The sequence below is a fragment of the Streptomyces sp. NPDC055189 genome, from assembly GCF_053606765.1.
Genome location: NZ_JBSGSG010000002.1, coordinates 90,381 through 105,174, shown reverse-complemented (window position 1 = coordinate 105,174; position 14,794 = coordinate 90,381). Strand labels below are relative to the sequence as shown.

16 protein-coding genes are annotated in these 14,794 nt (G+C 71.7%); 10 read left to right on the top strand and 6 right to left on the bottom strand.

Features of this window, described 5'->3' with window-relative positions; translation table 11 throughout:
- The first annotated feature begins 73 nt into the window (after positions 1 to 73).
- On the top strand, positions 74 to 715 hold the full coding sequence (locus ACWFR3_RS02265; RefSeq protein WP_453732612.1) for a helix-turn-helix domain-containing protein: 642 nt from the start codon (positions 74 to 76) through the stop codon (positions 713 to 715).
- Between the two features lie 59 nt (positions 716 to 774).
- The gene (locus ACWFR3_RS02260; RefSeq protein ID WP_361830421.1) at positions 775 to 891 is read left to right on the top strand and encodes a DUF6126 family protein; all 117 of its coding nucleotides are present in this window, start codon (positions 775 to 777) and stop codon (positions 889 to 891) included.
- Positions 892 to 909: 18 nt separating this feature from the next.
- Here the strand turns inward: ACWFR3_RS02260 and ACWFR3_RS02255 are convergent, their stop codons facing one another.
- The gene (locus ACWFR3_RS02255; protein ID WP_453732611.1) at positions 910 to 1,716 is read right to left on the bottom strand and encodes a tyrosine-protein phosphatase; all 807 of its coding nucleotides are present in this window, start codon (positions 1,714 to 1,716) and stop codon (positions 910 to 912) included.
- Between the two features lie 261 nt (positions 1,717 to 1,977).
- Here ACWFR3_RS02255 and ACWFR3_RS02250 point away from each other — a divergent pair, with 261 nt between their 5' ends.
- A complete protein-coding gene (locus tag ACWFR3_RS02250; protein WP_361185476.1) occupies positions 1,978 to 2,796 on the top strand; it encodes an SGNH/GDSL hydrolase family protein in 819 nt (272 codons plus the stop codon).
- 9 nt (positions 2,797 to 2,805) lie between these two features.
- Here ACWFR3_RS02250 and ACWFR3_RS02245 read toward each other — a convergent pair whose 3' ends face one another.
- Together ACWFR3_RS02245 and ACWFR3_RS02240 are read right to left on the bottom strand one after the other, a co-directional pair.
- Complete coding sequence (locus ACWFR3_RS02245; protein WP_453732610.1) at positions 2,806 to 3,420, bottom strand: TetR/AcrR family transcriptional regulator; 615 nt, start codon at positions 3,418 to 3,420, stop codon at positions 2,806 to 2,808.
- A 35-nt stretch (positions 3,421 to 3,455) separates the two neighbouring features.
- Complete coding sequence (locus ACWFR3_RS02240; RefSeq protein ID WP_453732609.1) at positions 3,456 to 4,649, bottom strand: Glu/Leu/Phe/Val dehydrogenase dimerization domain-containing protein; 1,194 nt, start codon at positions 4,647 to 4,649, stop codon at positions 3,456 to 3,458.
- Positions 4,650 to 4,792: 143 nt separating this feature from the next.
- Between ACWFR3_RS02240 and ACWFR3_RS02235 the strand changes: the two genes are divergently transcribed.
- Together ACWFR3_RS02235 and ACWFR3_RS02230 are read left to right on the top strand one after the other, a co-directional pair.
- On the top strand, positions 4,793 to 6,049 hold the full coding sequence (locus ACWFR3_RS02235; RefSeq protein ID WP_453732608.1) for an MBL fold metallo-hydrolase: 1,257 nt from the start codon (positions 4,793 to 4,795) through the stop codon (positions 6,047 to 6,049).
- 205 nt (positions 6,050 to 6,254) lie between these two features.
- Complete coding sequence (locus ACWFR3_RS02230; protein WP_453732607.1) at positions 6,255 to 6,461, top strand: alpha/beta-hydrolase family protein; 207 nt, start codon at positions 6,255 to 6,257, stop codon at positions 6,459 to 6,461.
- Here ACWFR3_RS02230 and ACWFR3_RS02225 read toward each other — a convergent pair.
- Both ACWFR3_RS02225 and ACWFR3_RS02220 read right to left on the bottom strand, forming a co-directional pair.
- A complete protein-coding gene (locus ACWFR3_RS02225; protein WP_453732606.1) occupies positions 6,391 to 7,947 on the bottom strand; it encodes an ATP-binding SpoIIE family protein phosphatase in 1,557 nt (518 codons plus the stop codon). The two genes, ACWFR3_RS02230 and ACWFR3_RS02225, sit on opposite strands and share 71 nt — an antisense overlap.
- Positions 7,948 to 8,205: 258 nt before the next feature.
- Complete coding sequence (locus tag ACWFR3_RS02220) at positions 8,206 to 8,754, bottom strand: YciI family protein (protein WP_453732605.1); 549 nt, start codon at positions 8,752 to 8,754, stop codon at positions 8,206 to 8,208.
- A 290-nt stretch (positions 8,755 to 9,044) separates the two neighbouring features.
- On the opposite strand from ACWFR3_RS02220, the gene ACWFR3_RS02215 reads away from it, so the two are divergent.
- From ACWFR3_RS02215 to ACWFR3_RS02195, 5 genes are all read left to right on the top strand, one after another.
- Positions 9,045 to 10,844, top strand: a complete 1,800-nt coding sequence (locus ACWFR3_RS02215; RefSeq protein WP_453732604.1) for a sensor histidine kinase — start codon at positions 9,045 to 9,047, stop codon at positions 10,842 to 10,844.
- 67 nt (positions 10,845 to 10,911) lie between these two features.
- The gene (locus ACWFR3_RS02210) at positions 10,912 to 11,346 is read left to right on the top strand and encodes a roadblock/LC7 domain-containing protein (RefSeq protein WP_453732603.1); all 435 of its coding nucleotides are present in this window, start codon (positions 10,912 to 10,914) and stop codon (positions 11,344 to 11,346) included.
- Between the two features lie 2 nt (positions 11,347 to 11,348).
- A complete protein-coding gene (locus ACWFR3_RS02205; RefSeq protein ID WP_453732602.1) occupies positions 11,349 to 11,720 on the top strand; it encodes a DUF742 domain-containing protein in 372 nt (123 codons plus the stop codon).
- Positions 11,698 to 12,294, top strand: coding sequence for a GTP-binding protein (locus tag ACWFR3_RS02200; RefSeq protein WP_361185495.1), 597 nt, complete (start codon positions 11,698 to 11,700; stop codon positions 12,292 to 12,294). The genes ACWFR3_RS02205 and ACWFR3_RS02200 overlap by 23 nt, the downstream gene beginning before the upstream one ends.
- The gene (locus tag ACWFR3_RS02195) at positions 12,291 to 12,863 is read left to right on the top strand and encodes a GAF domain-containing protein (RefSeq protein WP_453732793.1); all 573 of its coding nucleotides are present in this window, start codon (positions 12,291 to 12,293) and stop codon (positions 12,861 to 12,863) included. The genes ACWFR3_RS02200 and ACWFR3_RS02195 overlap by 4 nt, the downstream gene beginning before the upstream one ends.
- 1 nt (position 12,864) lies before the next feature.
- Here ACWFR3_RS02195 and ACWFR3_RS02190 read toward each other — a convergent pair whose 3' ends face one another.
- Complete coding sequence (locus ACWFR3_RS02190; protein ID WP_453732601.1) at positions 12,865 to 14,760, bottom strand: DUF2264 domain-containing protein; 1,896 nt, start codon at positions 14,758 to 14,760, stop codon at positions 12,865 to 12,867.
- Positions 14,761 to 14,794 lie beyond the last annotated feature (34 nt).

The window sequence follows — 14,794 nt, the reverse complement described above, 5'->3', positions numbered from 1 at the left end:
GGGACGGGCCGAAAGCTTTTGCCTCCGAGGCAATAAAGTTGCCTCGGAGGCAAGACCCTGGCTCAATCGGGGTATGAGCGATGCCGAGCCCGAACCGGTCGACCCGGAGGCCGCCGAAGCCCTGCCCGCCGTTGCCCCGCAACTGCGTGAGCTGCGGCGCCGTGCCTCCCTTACGCTGGAGGCCGCCGCCCGCACCGTCGGGCTCTCGCCCGCCCATCTCTCCCGTCTGGAGACCGGGCAGCGCCAGCCGTCCCTGCCCATGCTGCTCGCACTCGCCCGCACCTACGGTACGACGGTCTCCGAGCTCCTCGGCGAGACGCCCGCCGACCGGGACGCGATCGTCCGCGCATCGGACATGGAGCCGACCCGGGCGGGCGGCTGGACCTACTGGCAGGCGGGCGCGCAGGGCCGCGGCATGCAGGCGCTGCGGGTGCACGTGCCGCACGGCGCACAGGGCGACATCGTGCGCGTCCACCCCGGCGAGGAATGGCTGTACGTCCTGCAGGGGCGCCTGCGGCTGCGGCTCGGGGACACCACGTACATGCTCGAACCCGGCGACAGCGCGCACTTCGACTCGCTGACCCCGCACCGGATCGCCGCCGCGGACCGCCTCGGCGCCGACCTTCTCTTCGTCCACACCCTGCTGCAGAGCCCCGCCACCGCGCTGTGCCTCGGCGGGGCCCCGCACAGCCCCACCACGGGAGATTCGCGATGACGGAACCCGAAGCGCAGCAGCCCGGGCAGGATGCCCTGCCCGCCAAGAAGAAGATGTCGATGGAGGAGAAATTCCCCCGCGGACTCTGGGTCCGGCTGATCGTCTACGTGGCCGTCGGACACCTCTTCGCCGCCTTCATCTACCTGCTGTTCACGCTGGGCGCTCAGAACCAGTAGGGCAGGCGGCGCCGGGGGTCAGTCCAGGAGGTGCTCGCGGAGCCGCTCACGTATCTCCGGGGTCACCTTGAGGCCCTCGGCAAGGTAGGTCTCCGTGTCGCCCCAGGTCTGCTCGATCGTCTCGAAGGCGGCGGCCAGGTACTCGGCGCGGGCCTCGAAGAGCGGGCTGAGCAGCTCCATGACCTCGGGGGACAGGGCGCTGGGGGAGTTGTCGCCGCGGCGCACCTTGTAGCGGCGGTGGGTGGCGTTCGACTCCAGGTAGTCCGCCTCGATGGCGTCGCGCTCGACGCCGACGGCGAGGAGGGCCACGGCGATCGAAAGGCCCGCACGGTCCTTGCCCGCCGCGCAGTGCATCAGCGCGGGCATGCTGTCCGCGGCCATCTCGTGCAGCACGCGGCTGTGCTCGGCGGTGCGGTCCTTGATGATCTCGCGGTACGTGTCGATCATGCGCCCCGTGGCCTGCCCGTCGTCCAGGGCCGCCCGCAACTGGTCCAGGTCGCCGTCGCGCACCATCGTCCAGAACTCGGCGCCGTGCGCCGGGTCGGTCAGCGGCAGGTTCACGTTGCGCACGCCGGGCAGCTCGACGTCCGGGCCTTCGAGGCGCTGGTCGGCCGCGTTGCGGAAGTCGTAGATCGTGCGCAGGTTCAGGGTGGCGAGGAACGCGGCGTCGGTGGCGGTGGCGTGCGCGAGGTGACCGCTGCGGAAGAGCCGGCCCGGCCGGACCCGGCGGCCGTCCACCGTCGGAAGTCCGCCCACGTCACGGAAGTTGCGGACGCCGGTCAGCTCGGGCTCCGACAGCTCTGTCGGCGGGACTTGCTGCGCCACGGGGGCTCCTCCCATGCGGCCGCCGGCGCGACTCGCCGGTGGGGATTGCGACTTCGACCATACGACATGGGTTCCTGAGGCAATCACTGCTGGTGCATGAGCGTTGCCTCACAGGTGATGCCTCTCGACTCCGACCGCTGCCGCGGGGGTCCGCCGCGTATTCCGGGCTTGAACGAAACTTGACCGGTGGCTTATCTCACCCCCCGTCAACCCCTCCCTACGGTGGCGTAGGTCACTTAGCAAGGTGAAAGATATGACGACGTGAGAGCAGAGTCGACATCCTTCATCCCTGACACATTCACCTCCTACGCAGCGGTCGGCGACAGCTTCACCGAAGGCGTGGGGGACCCCGGCCCTGACGGCACGTTCGTCGGCTGGGCCGACCGCCTGGCCGTCCTGCTCGACGACCGGATGCCGGAGCACACGTTCCGGTACGCCAACCTCGCCGTGCGCGGCAAGCTGCTCGACCAGGTCGTCGCGGACCAGGTGCCCCTGGCCAAGAAGATGGGCCCCGACTTCCTGTCGTTCTGCGCGGGCGGCAACGACATCATCCGTCCCGGTACCGACCCGGACGAGGTCGCCGAGCGGTTCGAGCGAGCCGTCGCCGACCTCACCTCCGCGGTCGGCACGGTCATGGTGACCACGGGCTTCGACACCCGCGGGGTGCCGGTCCTCAAGCACCTGCGCGGCAAGATCGCCACGTACAACGGCCACGTCCGCGCGATCGCCGACCGCTACGGCTGCCCGGTCCTTGACCTGTGGTCCCTCAAGACCATCCAGGACCGCCGCGCCTGGGACGGCGACCGCCTGCACCTTTCCGCCGAGGGCCACACCCGCGTGGCGCTGCGCGCGGGCCAGGTGCTCGGCCTCGAAGTTCCCGCCGACCCGGACCAGCCGTGGCCGCCGGAGCCGCCGCGCGGCACGCTGGAGGTGCGGCGCGACGACATCAACTGGGCGCGCGAGTACCTGGTGCCGTGGTTCGGGCGGCGGCTGCGGGGAGAGTCGTCGGGGGACCACGTGGAGGCGAAGGGCAGCGTGGACCCGTACACCGTCAGGATGCACATCGAGTCGGCGTCCTGAACGGAGCCGTCAGGCCGCCGGGGAGCCGACCGGGAGCAGGCCGAGCTCCCGGGTGAGGGCCTCCTCCACCCACGCCAGCATGCGGGCGCGGGACAGCGTGCCCCCGTACGCGGTCATCTGCACCGCGAGGCCGTCGAGCAGGGCCGTCAGGCGCAGGGCCGTGTCCCGGGGGTCGGAGCAGGTGAACTCGCCCGCTGCGACGCCCTCCTCGATGACCTCGGCCAGCGCCGCCTTCCACCGCTGGTCCAGGTCGCGCGCCACCGTGCGCAGAGCGGGTTCGCGCAGTGCGGCCGACCAGCCCTCGATCCACAGGCGCCAGCCCTTGGCCTGACCGGTGGGGGCGTACCAGCGGATGGCGGCGCGCAGGCGGCGCAGGGCCGTGGTGCGGCGTTTCAGGAGCGTGCGCAGGTGGGCGAGGTCGGCCTCCGCGGCATGCGCGAAAGCGGCCGACACCAGCTTCTCCTTCGTGGAGAAGTGGTACAGGACCAGTGCGTTGCTCACCCCGAGCGCCGCGGCCACGTCCGCGATGCGCACGGCGGCCACGCCGCGCACTTCGATCTGTTCGACGGTCGCGGCAAGGAGCTCCGCCCGCCGTTCCGCCACGCTCAACCGCACTCTCGCCACGCCCGGCAGCCTAGCCGCCCGCGGTCTACGCGTGTCTACGTGGCGGCATACCAGCCGAATCGCTCCCCGATCTCCGGCAGACGGTCGGCGACCAGCGCGTGGGCAGCCGCCCGCGGCGTCGTGCCGTCCGCCTCCGCGCGGCCCAGCATCACCTCCACCAGGGACCGCATCGAGCGCCGCGTGTGCGCGAAGGCCCCCTCCGCGTCGGCCCCGATGTCCCCGAACAGGGTCCACCACCACCAGGCGTTGGTACCGGAGTTGACCACGACGTCCGGCAGGACGGTGACGCCGCGTTCCGCAAGCAGCGCCTCCGCCTCCGGCAGGACCGGCATATTGGCCGCCTCGGCTATCCAACGGGCCCTGATCCGCGCCTGGTTGACCCGGTTGATGGTGTACGACACCGCGGCGGGGACCAGGATGTCCGCCTCCACGGCCAGCCAGTCCTCGCCCGGCAGCTCGCGGTCGCCGGGGCGCAGGGCGGAGCGGTCCACGGTGCCGTGCGCGTCGCGGGCGGCGAGCAGCGCCTCCACGTCGAGTCCGGCCGGGTTGGCGATGGTGCCCCTGATGTCGGCGACGGCCACCGTCGTCAGGCCCGCGCGCATGAGGAACCGGGCGCTCGCGCCGCCCATGGTGCCCAGGCCCTGCACGGCCACGCGCGCACCCGCGTGCGCGTGGCCCGCGCGGTCGAGGGCGGCCAGGACCGCTTCGGCGACTCCGTGGCCGCCGACCAGCTCGGCCAGGCCGATCCCGTCGACCTGCACGGCGAACGCGTCCGCCAGGCGCTCACGGGCCGCCGCCTCGTCGTCCAGGAGCGGGTAGACGGCCTGGACGGACGAGACGAGGCCCGCTTCCGACGCCGCCTTGTCGACCAGGTCCCGGGTCAGGCCCAGATCCTCGCCCGTGGTCCAGGAACTCTCGACGTAAGGGCGCATCGCCCTCAGGTAGCGCACCAGGACGTCGTAGGCCTCGGGGGCGCGCGGATCGCAGTCGATGCCGCCCTTGGCGCCGCCGAGCGGTACGTAGCGGGCGCGCGGGTCGTAGTGCAGGGCTTCCTTCATGGTCATCCCGCGCGCGAGGCCGGCGACCTCGTCGAGGGTGCAGCCGGGGCGCATTCTCAGGCCGCCGCTGCAGACGCCCCGCACGAGACGGTCGATGACCAGGAAACCTCTGTGGCCGGTGAGGTGATCCGTCCAGGTGAGGGAGAGCAGGGGCGTGTGAACCGGGGGCATGAGGCACACTCCTACTGAATGGGGGATCAGTAGTAGTACACCACGCACCGGCGGGCACGTGGCCGGTGCGGGCCCCTCCGAACGGCCGTTGCCGGAGGCGGTGCACATAATGGAGATCTGACCTATCCCTTCCAGGAGGTGCTGTGTCCCGTTCGCTGAGCTCCGGGCTCCGCTCGCTCAGGACCGCCCCCTTCGGTGCGGATCCGGCCGGTGAGCGGCTCGCGAGGATCCACAGATCGCCGAACTTCGCCGACGGGTCCTTCCAGAACCCCGAAGGGGCGCGAACCCGGCCGACCGGGTCGTCACTCGAGTTCGCGAAGATCTACTTCCGCAAGGAGGAGCGGATCCGGCGCGGCCCGTCGGGCACCGTTCCCGTGCATGCCACGACCCTGGCCGACCTCGCCAAGCCCCCGGCCGACGGCCTGCGGATCACCTGGATGGGGCATTCCAGTGTGCTCGCCGAGATCGACGGGCAGCGGGTGCTCTTCGACCCGGTCTGGGGCGAGCGGTGCTCTCCCTTCTCCTGGGTCGGCCCCAAGCGGCTGCATCCCGTGCCGGTGCCGCTCGCGGCGCTCGGTCCGGTGGACGTCGTGGTGATCTCGCACGATCACTACGACCACCTCGACATGCCCACCATCCAGGCCCTGGCGGGCACGGACACGGTGTTCGCGGTGCCGCTGGGCGTCGGCGCCCACCTGGAGCGCTGGGGCGTCCCCGCCGACCGGCTGCGCGAGCTCGACTGGAACGAAGCCACGAAGGTGGCGGGCCTGACCCTGACCGCGACGCCCGCGCGCCACTTCTGCGGCCGCGGCCTGCGCAACTACCAGCACACGCTCTGGGCGTCCTGGGTCGTCTCGGGAGCCGAGCACCGGGTGTACCACAGCGGTGACACCGGTTACTTCAGCGGCTTCCGGGACATCGGCGCGGAGCACGGACCCTTCGACGTCACGATGATCCAGATCGGCGCCTACTCCGAGTTCTGGCCCGACATCCACATGACACCCGAGGAGGGCGTACGCGCCCACCTGGATCTCCAGGGCGGGCGCCCCGACGGCGTACTGCTGCCGATCCACTGGGGCACGTTCAACCTCGCACCGCACCCGTGGTCCGCACCCGGCGAGGGCACCGTCGCCGCGGCCGGGCTCGCGGGGGCGCAGATCGCGCTGCCCGTGCCGGGAGAGCCGTTCGAGCCCGCGTCGGACTCCGTTCCCTCGGAGCCGTGGTGGCGCGGCGTCGCGATCGAGCCGGAGGGCGGCTGGACCGCTGCGGACACGGTCGCAGCGGCCACCGGTCGCGCGCAGGCCACCGCCGGCGCGAGGGGTGCCGGGGGCGCGAGGGGCGCCGGGGGTACTGAGGGCACGGAGGGCACCGGGGAGCCCGAGGCGGCGCGGGTCGGCTGACGGCATTCGGGGTGGCCGGTGATTCCGGGGTGGCCGTGATTCCGGGTGGCCGTGATTCCGGGGTGGCTGGTGAATCTCGGGTGGTCGTGATTCCGGGGTGGCCGGTGGATCCCGGGTGGCTGTGATTCCGGGGTCGCCTTGATCCTGGGGTGGCCGCGCGCCGCGCGCTGCCGCCCCGGAGCCCGCCGCGCGCGCCTCGGTCGACATGGCGGTGTCGGACGGCGTAGAAGCACCGCACGGCCACCGGTACGGGACGGCGACGGTTGACGGCTGGGCGGCGATCGTGCCTCGCGAGGGCTGGCCGCCGCAGGACACGGAGAAGCTGCCGCCCCGGAGCCGGGTCAGCCGGGCGTGGGCGTCAGGGCGGGCCGGGCGGCGGGAACGCGGTCGGCCGACGCGAGCAGCATGGTGAACCACACGGTCTTGCCGCTGATGGTGGGCCGCGTGCCCCAGGCATCGGCGAGCGCTTCGACCAGGCACAGGCCGCGGCCGTCCTCCTCCGTGCTCCCGGCGAGCCGGGCCCGCGGCCGCGGCGTGCTGCGGTCGGTGATCTCCACGCCCAGTTCGCGGACGCTGTGCCACACCCGCAGATCGATCGGCCCCCGCGCGTGGCGGAACGCGTTGGTCAGGAGCTCCGAGGCCAGCAGGAGCGCCGTGTCGGCCTGTGCCAGAAGCCCCCACTCCGCCAGCTGCGCCCGCAGGAACCGCCGTCCTGCCGGGACGGAGACCGCCTCGCAGTCGAGCCCGGTCTCCGCGGTGTCCAGGGGGGCCGTGGGGAAGCTGACGAGCAGCAGGGTCACGTCGTCGGCGTACGTGTCGGTGTCCGGCAGCAGTGTGTGCAGAACGCGGTCGGCGGCGCTCTCCAGGCCACCGGCAGTGGCGAAGGCGTCCTCCAGCATGCTGGTCACCAGCTTCAGCCGGAGGTCGATGTCGCTGCTCGACGTCTCCACCAGGCCGTCGGTGTAGAGGGTCAGGGTCGTTCCGGCCCGCAGCGGCAGCCGGACCTGCTGGTGCGGCACCCCGCCCACCCCGAGGGGAATGCCGGTCGGCACCGGCAGCGCGCTCACCGTCGCGTCCGGTTCGATGAGGAGAACCGGCAGATGGCCGGCCGAACACACGGTCATCTCGCCCCGCGCCGGGTCCGCCTCCAGATAGACGCAGGTGACGAACGGCTCGGGCAGGTCCCGCGTGAAAGAGTCCAGCGTCTGCATCACCTCGCACGGCGGAAGGCCGGCCAGGGCCAGGGCGCGCGCCGCCGAGCGCAACTGCCCCATCACCACGGCCGCGTCCATGCCGCGCCCCATCACGTCCCCGACGAAGACCCCGACCCGCCCGGCACCCAGATCGATCAGGTCGAACCAGTCCCCGCCGACCCCCTGCCCCTGGGTCGACGGCAGATAACGGCTTGCCGCGAGCGCACCGGGAATCTGCCGGGCGTTCCCCATCAGGTTGAGCGCCAGTGAGATCTGCCGCTGCTGCGCGTGCAGTTCGGTGAGCTCTGCCTCGGCCCTCTTGCGCTCGGTGATGTCACGCATGAGCGAGCAGGCGGCGGTGATGGATCCGTCGCGCGTGCGGACCGGCCAGAGGGTCACGTCGATGTCCAGGACGCGGCCGTCGCTGGTCGTCCGGCGGGTTTCGTAGTGCTCGATCCGCACCCCGCGGGCGATCCGCTCGAGCATGCGGGCTTCCTCGTCCTTGAGGTCGGGGGGTACGAGCATGCCCGCGTGGCTGCCGACTGCCTCTTCGGGCGCGTATCCGTAGAGGCGCTGAGCTGCGGCGTTCCAGAAAGTGATCTGCCCGTCGAGGGTCTTCATGAGGATCGCGTCCTGTGAGGATTCGACCAGCTCCCGGAAGAACCCCGGCTGGCTTCCGGCGCCCCGCAGCTTGTGCACTGACATCGCTGATGCCTCGCTTCACCCGACGCGTCCGCAGCCGGGCTGGGAGAGCCGCGTCCCCCGCACCACTGCACGACCACGTCATCCATCACCTGTTGTGATGACGGATATTGCAGCACATCAAGGGGCGTCACCGTGGTTCTGCCGTTATTTCACCGATACGGATTCGCGGTTGTCCATTCCGGGCCATGCCGGGGTGGGGCGGGCATCACAATGGGACTGTTTGTCGGCCCTGTCTGCGACGTCATGCCTTTTTCCGATTCACCGACGACCGCCGAACTCCCACTCATGGACCTCGATTTCGGCGTACCGGTCCGGGACCAGGACGGTGCGTGCCGCATCCGGGTCCGCGGCCCGTACCAGCGCGGCCGTGCCCAGCCAGGTGGCGCCGTCGTCGGACAGCAGCGGCCCGTACGCGATGAGGTCGTCCTGGCCCGGCGGCACGTCGAGATCGGCGGAGAATCCCGAGCCGAGGCCGATGACCAGGTACCGGTTGCCACCCGAACGTCCGCCGGGAAAGTCCCACATGGTGCGCCCCAGCACGTTGCGCCACCGGCGCAGCAGTACGTCCCGGAAGGCGCCCGCCTGGTAGTTGGGCTCGTCGAAGGCGAACGCGCGGGCGGCGGCGGAATCCGGCAGGTCGGCTATGTGCACGCTGCCGGTGGGTGTTTCGCCGTCTGCGGCGAACGTCGGGCCGCGCGCGATCAACTCCGCCGCGTACCCGTCCATGTAGGACCAGTGGTCCTCCGTGAGCTCTTCGCGCAACTTGAGGGAGCCCGACCGGTCGCGGTGATAGCAGAAGAAATACATGGCACCGACTCTCGTCAATCAACGGTGGATTCTCAACAGCATTCGGGCAAGCCCGAGTTCGCACCGTAATCAGACGGCCGTGCGATGCGTCATACCAGAGCGGGACGCTGGGTGCCGGACTTTGTCAACTGCCCCACGCACTTGAAGCGTTGGTGACTACCGTGAGTGTCCGCCGGTCGACGCAGGGATCATGACGGCAATCACGCCTGTGCCCTCCCGACCGGCACGGCGATGCCGCGAAGCCATGCGTCGCGCGCCCGTCGGAGCCCGCTCCCTGACCGAGGACGCTGATGTCTCACCTTCGTGCACCGGCCGCCCGCGCAGACCGCCGTGAGGGCGGAAGGCACGGGAGGCCCGGGAGCCGACCCGTCACGACGCTGCCCGAGGCCCGGATACGCCCGCAGCTCCTGCGCATCGCCGTACTGCCCGCGGTCGCGGTGGTGCTCTGCGCCGGCGCGGCCGTGCTGTTCATCGTCCGCTCGGCACCCGGCCCGCTCGAACCCGCGCTCCTCCTCGTCCTCGGCGCCGCCGGGGCCATCAGCCTGGCCAGCGTCGTGATCGCCGCCGTCGCCGCGAACCGCACCGCCACCTCCGTACGCGACCGCGTCGGCACCCTGCGCCGCACGACCGCCCGCGGCCAGGCCGAACTGCGCGAAGTCGTCGAGAAACTGCGCCGCGGCGAAGGACCGCCCCCGCGCCGGGCTCCCGTCAGAACCGCCCCGGACGGCGACGAGTTCGGGCTGCTCGCCGACGAGCTCTCCCGGGCCCAGGACGTCGCCGTCGCCGCCGTCGTGCAGGCCTCGCAGCTCTCCAGCCACGCGGGCAGCGAACAGAAGGTCGAGGTCTTCGTCAATCTGGCCCGGCGGCTGCAGTCCCTCGTGCACCGCGAGATCTCCATCCTCGACGACCTGGAGAACGACGTCGAGGACCCGGACCTGCTCAAGGGCCTCTTCCACGTCGACCACCTCGCCACCCGCATCCGCAGGCACGCCGAGAACCTCGCCGTCCTCGGCGGCGCCATCTCGCGCCGCCAGTGGAGCAACCCGGTCTCCATGACGGAGGTGCTCCGCTCGGCCATCGCGGAGGTCGAGCAGTACTCCCGGGTCAAGCTGGTGCCGCCGATCGCCGGCACCCTGCGCGGCCACGCCGTCGCCGACGTCATCCACCTCCTGGCCGAACTCGTGGAGAACGCCACGGTGTTCTCCGCCCCGCACACCCAGGTCCTGCTGCGCGCCAACCTGGTGACGGCCGGACTCGCCGTCGAGGTCGAGGACCGCGGGCTCGGCATGCCGCTGACCGAGCAGAACAAGATGAACCACCTGCTCGCCGACCCCGACCAGGTCAATGTCGCGAGCCTCCTCCAGGACGGGCGGATCGGCCTCTATGTGGTCTCCGCGCTCGCCCGCAGGCACGGCATCGCGGTCCGCCTCCAGACCAACATCTACGGAGGCGTGCAGGCCGTGCTGATCCTGCCGCAGGGCCTCCTGGGCACCGAGCCGCAGAACGAGCCCGTCGCGGCCGGGCGCCCGCAGCGGGCCCCGCAGCCGGTCGACCCCGGCGGCGGCGTACGGGAAACGGCACCCGCTCCCGCGGCGGCCCCCCAGCCGGAACCGGTCCCCGCGGCGCGCCGACCGCAGCAGGACGCGCCGTCGAGCCCTCCGCAATCCCCCGCCCCGCACGCCCCCGCGGTGAACGGCTCCGCGGTGAACGGCTCCGCGCCCGCCCCGCTGCCCGTGCGCGGCAGGGAGGGCAGGTCCACCCCGGCCGAAGCCGTGCCGGGGATCCGGCCGGAGGACCGGCAGGCCGTGGCCGAGCACGCCGGGACACTGCCGACCCCCCTCAACGGCGCCGTACGCGGCCGGGTGGGCAAGCCCCAACTGCCCAAGCGCCGCGCCCAGGAACACCTCGCGCCCCAACTGCGGGACGCGCCCGCGCCACGGCCGGAGAGCGAGCACCACGTCGGCCACGACCCGGGCCTGATGGCCGCCTTCCAGCGCGGCATCGGCCTCGCCGCCGCACAGGAGATGCGCGACCCGGCGCCCGAACCCGACCTCAACGTCCCCCGTGACGGAGGCGACCAGGGTGGCTGAACCTCACCACCCGGCCACCACCACATCTGCCCCGGCAGATCCTCGTACCGCAAGGAGTCGATCCACCATGGTGAGCGATGCGCCGACAGGGCAGGTATCCGACCTCGACTGGCTGATGAGCGGACTCGTGCAGCGCGTTCCGCACACCCACAGCGCGGTCCTGCTCTCCTCCGACGGGCTCGTGAAGTCGGTCCACGGCCTCGACCCGGACAGCGCCGACCACATGGCGGCCCTGGCCTCCGGGCTCTACTCACTGGGGCGCAGCGCGGGCATCCGGTTCGGCGACGGCGGCGACGTACGCCAGGTCGTCGTGGAGCTCGACTCCACCCTCCTGTTCGTCTCGACGGCGGGCTCCGGCACCTGTCTGGCGGTGCTCGCCGGGCGCGAGGCGGACGCGGCGGTGCTCGGCTACGAAATGGCGATGCTCGTCAAGAGCGTGCGCCCCTACCTGATGACCGCCCCCCGCCAGCTCGCCGGCGAACCCGCGCCGATGAGGCATTGAGCGTGGCGGCCCCGCACGACGGGCCATGGCTCGACGAATCCGCCGGACGGCTCGTCCGTCCCTACACGGTCAGCGACGGACGGACCCGGCCGACCGCCCAGATGGACCTGCTGACGCAGGTGATGGCCACCGGCGGACCGGTCATCGGCTATCCGGGGCCCGATCACACGACGGCACTCGGGCTCTGCGCGGCACCCACATCGGTCGCGGAGATCGCGGCGCAGCTGAAGCTGCCCGCGGTCGTGACCAAGGTGCTGCTCTCCGATCTCGTCGACTGCGGGGCGCTCACCCTGAGAGCCCCGGACTTCTACCACAACCCCACTGACCGGTCCCTGTTGGAGGCAGTGCTCGATGGACTACGACGACAGCTCTGACCCCTTCCCCACCGCGCTGAAGATCCTGATCGCGGGCGGTTTCGGGGTCGGCAAGACGACCTTCACGGGCGCGGTGAGCGAGATCGCGCCGCTCAGCACGGAGGAGCTCCTCACCACGGTCAGCGAGGGCACCGACGATCTGTCGGGCGTCGAGAACAAGACCACGACCACCGTGGCCATGGACTTCGGGCGCATCACCCTCGATCCGGAGCACGTGCTCTATCTCTTCGGAACACCCGGCCAGGAACGCTTCTGGTTCATGTGGGACGAACTCTCCGAAGGCGCGCTCGGCGCGGTGGTCCTCGCCGACACCCGCCGCCTGGAGGACTGCTTCGCGGCCGTCGACTTCTTCGAGCAGCGCGGCATGGGCTTCATCGTCGCGATCAACGAATTCGACGGCGGCTACCGCTACGAACCCGAAGAAGTACGCTCCGCCATCGACCTCGACCCCCGGGTGCCCGTCGTGCGGTGCGACGCGCGGATCTCAAGCTCGGGCATCGCCACGCTCCTCACCCTCGTCAAACATCTCCTCGCCCACGCCCCGGCCGCCCCGAGCTACGGAGCCCACACCTGATGTACGACACGACAGCGCACCTGCTGCTCACACCCGTCGACAAGGAGGCGCCGAGCCGGGTACGGCGGCTGCGCAGGCTCGGCATAGGACTGCGCCCCGACCTCGCCTTCGACGCCTTCGCCGACCGGCTCGCCGAGGTCACGGGGGCGCCGTACTCCATGGTCAACTTCATCGACGAGAACCGGCAGTTCTTCGCCGGCCTGCACACTCCCGACGACACGGTGGCCGGTCCCGAACTGTCCTCCGCGGCTGCGGCGGAGAGTGCGGCGCGCCGCTACATGGCGCGCGATCACGGCTACTGCCCCCATGTGGTCGTGCGGCGCAAGGCGCTGGTCCTGGAGGACGTCTGCGACTATCCGCGGTTCGCGGGGAACCCCGTGGTCGACGAGATCGGGATCCGCTCCTATCTGGGCGCCCCGCTCATCGACCGCACGGGCATCGCGCTCGGCACGGTCTGCGTCGTGGACGTCGAGCCCCGCCCGTGGGGCAGGTCGGGCCTGGAGACGATCAAGGCGATGGCGGCGGAGCTGATCGAGCAGATCCACCGCCGGGAGGACGGCGGGATCTGACTCACACCGTGAGTTCGGTGCCGTCGGGGAAGCGGACGCGGACGGTGTCGCCCTCCACCGCGCACGCGATGGACTCCCGCAGCGCCGTCGGCCGGACGGCGTCCCTGGACAGGGTGACGAGCGTGACGTGGACGCCGGTCCCGCCCGGATGCCCGGCGAACGTCAGATAGGGCGTCGCCGAGTGCGGCCCGTAGGCGTTGGCCGCCACCTCGCGGGCGATGCCCGCCGCCTCGTCCCACCCGTGGAGTGCGACGACGGCGCTGGTCAGCCCGGTCTGCGTACGGGTGAGGGCCCAGCCGGGGCCCTGTTCGGCATGCGGCTGTGTCTCGTCGGCCACCGCGTAGCCGCCCTCGCGGACCGTCACGCCCTGCGGGGCCCTGACGCGGTGGACGCGGATCTCCCAAGGGCCGTGCAGTGCGCTGGTCGTCAGAATCGGGAACTCGCCCTCCGTGCCCGGCAGCAGCGCGTCGTGGCACGAGACGGCCACGCGACCCTCGCACCGCACCGGGTGGATCCTGCGCCGCCGTGACGGGGTGCCGTCCGGCGTGAGCAGGGCGAGGTGGTTGTCCACGTTGCGGTCCCATGCGCTGGGGGCGGTTTCGGGGGCGGTCGCCGTGGAGTAGCCGAACTTGGCGTAGTGCGGGTCGTCGGCCGCTTCGCCATCCAGGGGGTTGTGGTCGCTGCCGTGGTTGATCAGGCGGACGATGCCGTCGTGGCGGGTTCCGTGCAGGAGCCAGCCGGGCTCGGGGAGCGCCGTGTACTGGTCGGATTCCTCCACGGGGAGCGGGAGTTCGCGCTCCGTCCACACCGGGTGGTCGGCGGGAAGGAGCAGGCCGAGGAAGCCCTTGCTGGCCCAGTACGGGGACGCCGGGCCCGAGTAGGCCTGGGTGGAGGGCAGAAACGTCCCGTACCAGCCGAGCGGAAGCAGCCCCCGCTCGTCGGGAACGCCGCGCTCCACGAAGTGCCGTGCGGTGCCGGACGCCAGGCGCCGGGTGAGGCCGGGGGCCAGGGGCGTGCAGTCCGCGAGGGCGCCCATCCAGACGGGGGCGGTCGCCGCGAAGCGGTACGTCAGGGAGCGGCCCTGGTGGACGGGGGCGCCGTCGGCGCCGAAGAAGTGCGGGTAGGCGGAGAGGAATTGGGCCAGGCGCTCGCGGTAGACCTCGGCGCGGCCTCCGTCGTCCTCGCCCGCCATGCGGGCCCACAGCAGCGGGTACAGATGCATCGCCCAGCCGATGTAATAGTCGAAGTTGCGCCCGTCGCCGTCGGTGTACCAGCCGTTCCCGCGGTACCAGTCCTCGATGCGGTCCAGGCCGCCGTCGATGTCCGCCTTGCTGTGCGGGGCGCCGACGGAGGCCAGGAACTGCTCCGACACCACCTGGAAGAGCCGCCAGTTGTTGTCCCACGTCCGGCCGCCGACGAAGCCGGAGAACCAGTCGACGACCCGCTCCTGGACCTTGGTGTCGAGCTTGTCCCAGATCCAGGGGCGGGTCTCGTGCAGGCCGATCGCGATCGACGCCGCCTCCACCATCTGCTGCGAGCAGTCGCTGAGTTCGGGCCAGGCCTCACCGCCCGCGCCGTCGCGGTCCGTGCCCGTTGTCAGACCCTGCGCGTAGCGTTCGACGAGGTGGGGGTCGGCCTCGCCGCCCGAGCCGCCCGCTCCCGCGATCCGGAAGGAGGCGAGGAGGAATGACCGTGCGTAGCCTTCGAGCCCGTCCGACACGACCCCCGACCAACTGCCGCGCCCCGGCAGCCGGAACTGCGCGAAGTTCGGCGTCGCGTACGGGACGAGTGCGTCCAGCTGCCGGTCGGCGAGCGCCTCCCAGTGCGACCGGGTCCAGCCCGTGAGCGGGGACAGGACACGGTCGGTGGGCGGCAGGGTCAGGTGCGGTGCGGGCATGACGGGTCCGTGATTCCTCTTCGGCGTAGGTGGA

Excerpts from the sequence above, each read along its gene's own strand:
- ACWFR3_RS02210 (WP_453732603.1), top strand. The coding sequence starts at position 10,912 with ATGGTGAGCGATGCGCCGACAGGGCAGGTATCCGACCTCGACTGGCTG.
- ACWFR3_RS02230 (WP_453732607.1), top strand. The coding sequence starts at position 6,255 with ATGGCGGTGTCGGACGGCGTAGAAGCACCGCACGGCCACCGGTACGGG.
- ACWFR3_RS02240 (WP_453732609.1), bottom strand. The coding sequence starts at position 4,649 with ATGCCCCCGGTTCACACGCCCCTGCTCTCCCTCACCTGGACGGATCAC.
- ACWFR3_RS02220 (WP_453732605.1), bottom strand. The coding sequence starts at position 8,754 with ATGTATTTCTTCTGCTATCACCGCGACCGGTCGGGCTCCCTCAAGTTG.
- ACWFR3_RS02190 (WP_453732601.1), bottom strand. The coding sequence starts at position 14,760 with ATGCCCGCACCGCACCTGACCCTGCCGCCCACCGACCGTGTCCTGTCC.
- ACWFR3_RS02215 (WP_453732604.1), top strand. The coding sequence starts at position 9,045 with ATGTCTCACCTTCGTGCACCGGCCGCCCGCGCAGACCGCCGTGAGGGC.
- ACWFR3_RS02200 (WP_361185495.1), top strand. The coding sequence starts at position 11,698 with ATGGACTACGACGACAGCTCTGACCCCTTCCCCACCGCGCTGAAGATC.
- ACWFR3_RS02225 (WP_453732606.1), bottom strand. The coding sequence starts at position 7,947 with ATGTCAGTGCACAAGCTGCGGGGCGCCGGAAGCCAGCCGGGGTTCTTC.
- ACWFR3_RS02265 (WP_453732612.1), top strand. The coding sequence starts at position 74 with ATGAGCGATGCCGAGCCCGAACCGGTCGACCCGGAGGCCGCCGAAGCC.
- ACWFR3_RS02260 (WP_361830421.1), top strand. The coding sequence starts at position 775 with ATGGAGGAGAAATTCCCCCGCGGACTCTGGGTCCGGCTGATCGTCTAC.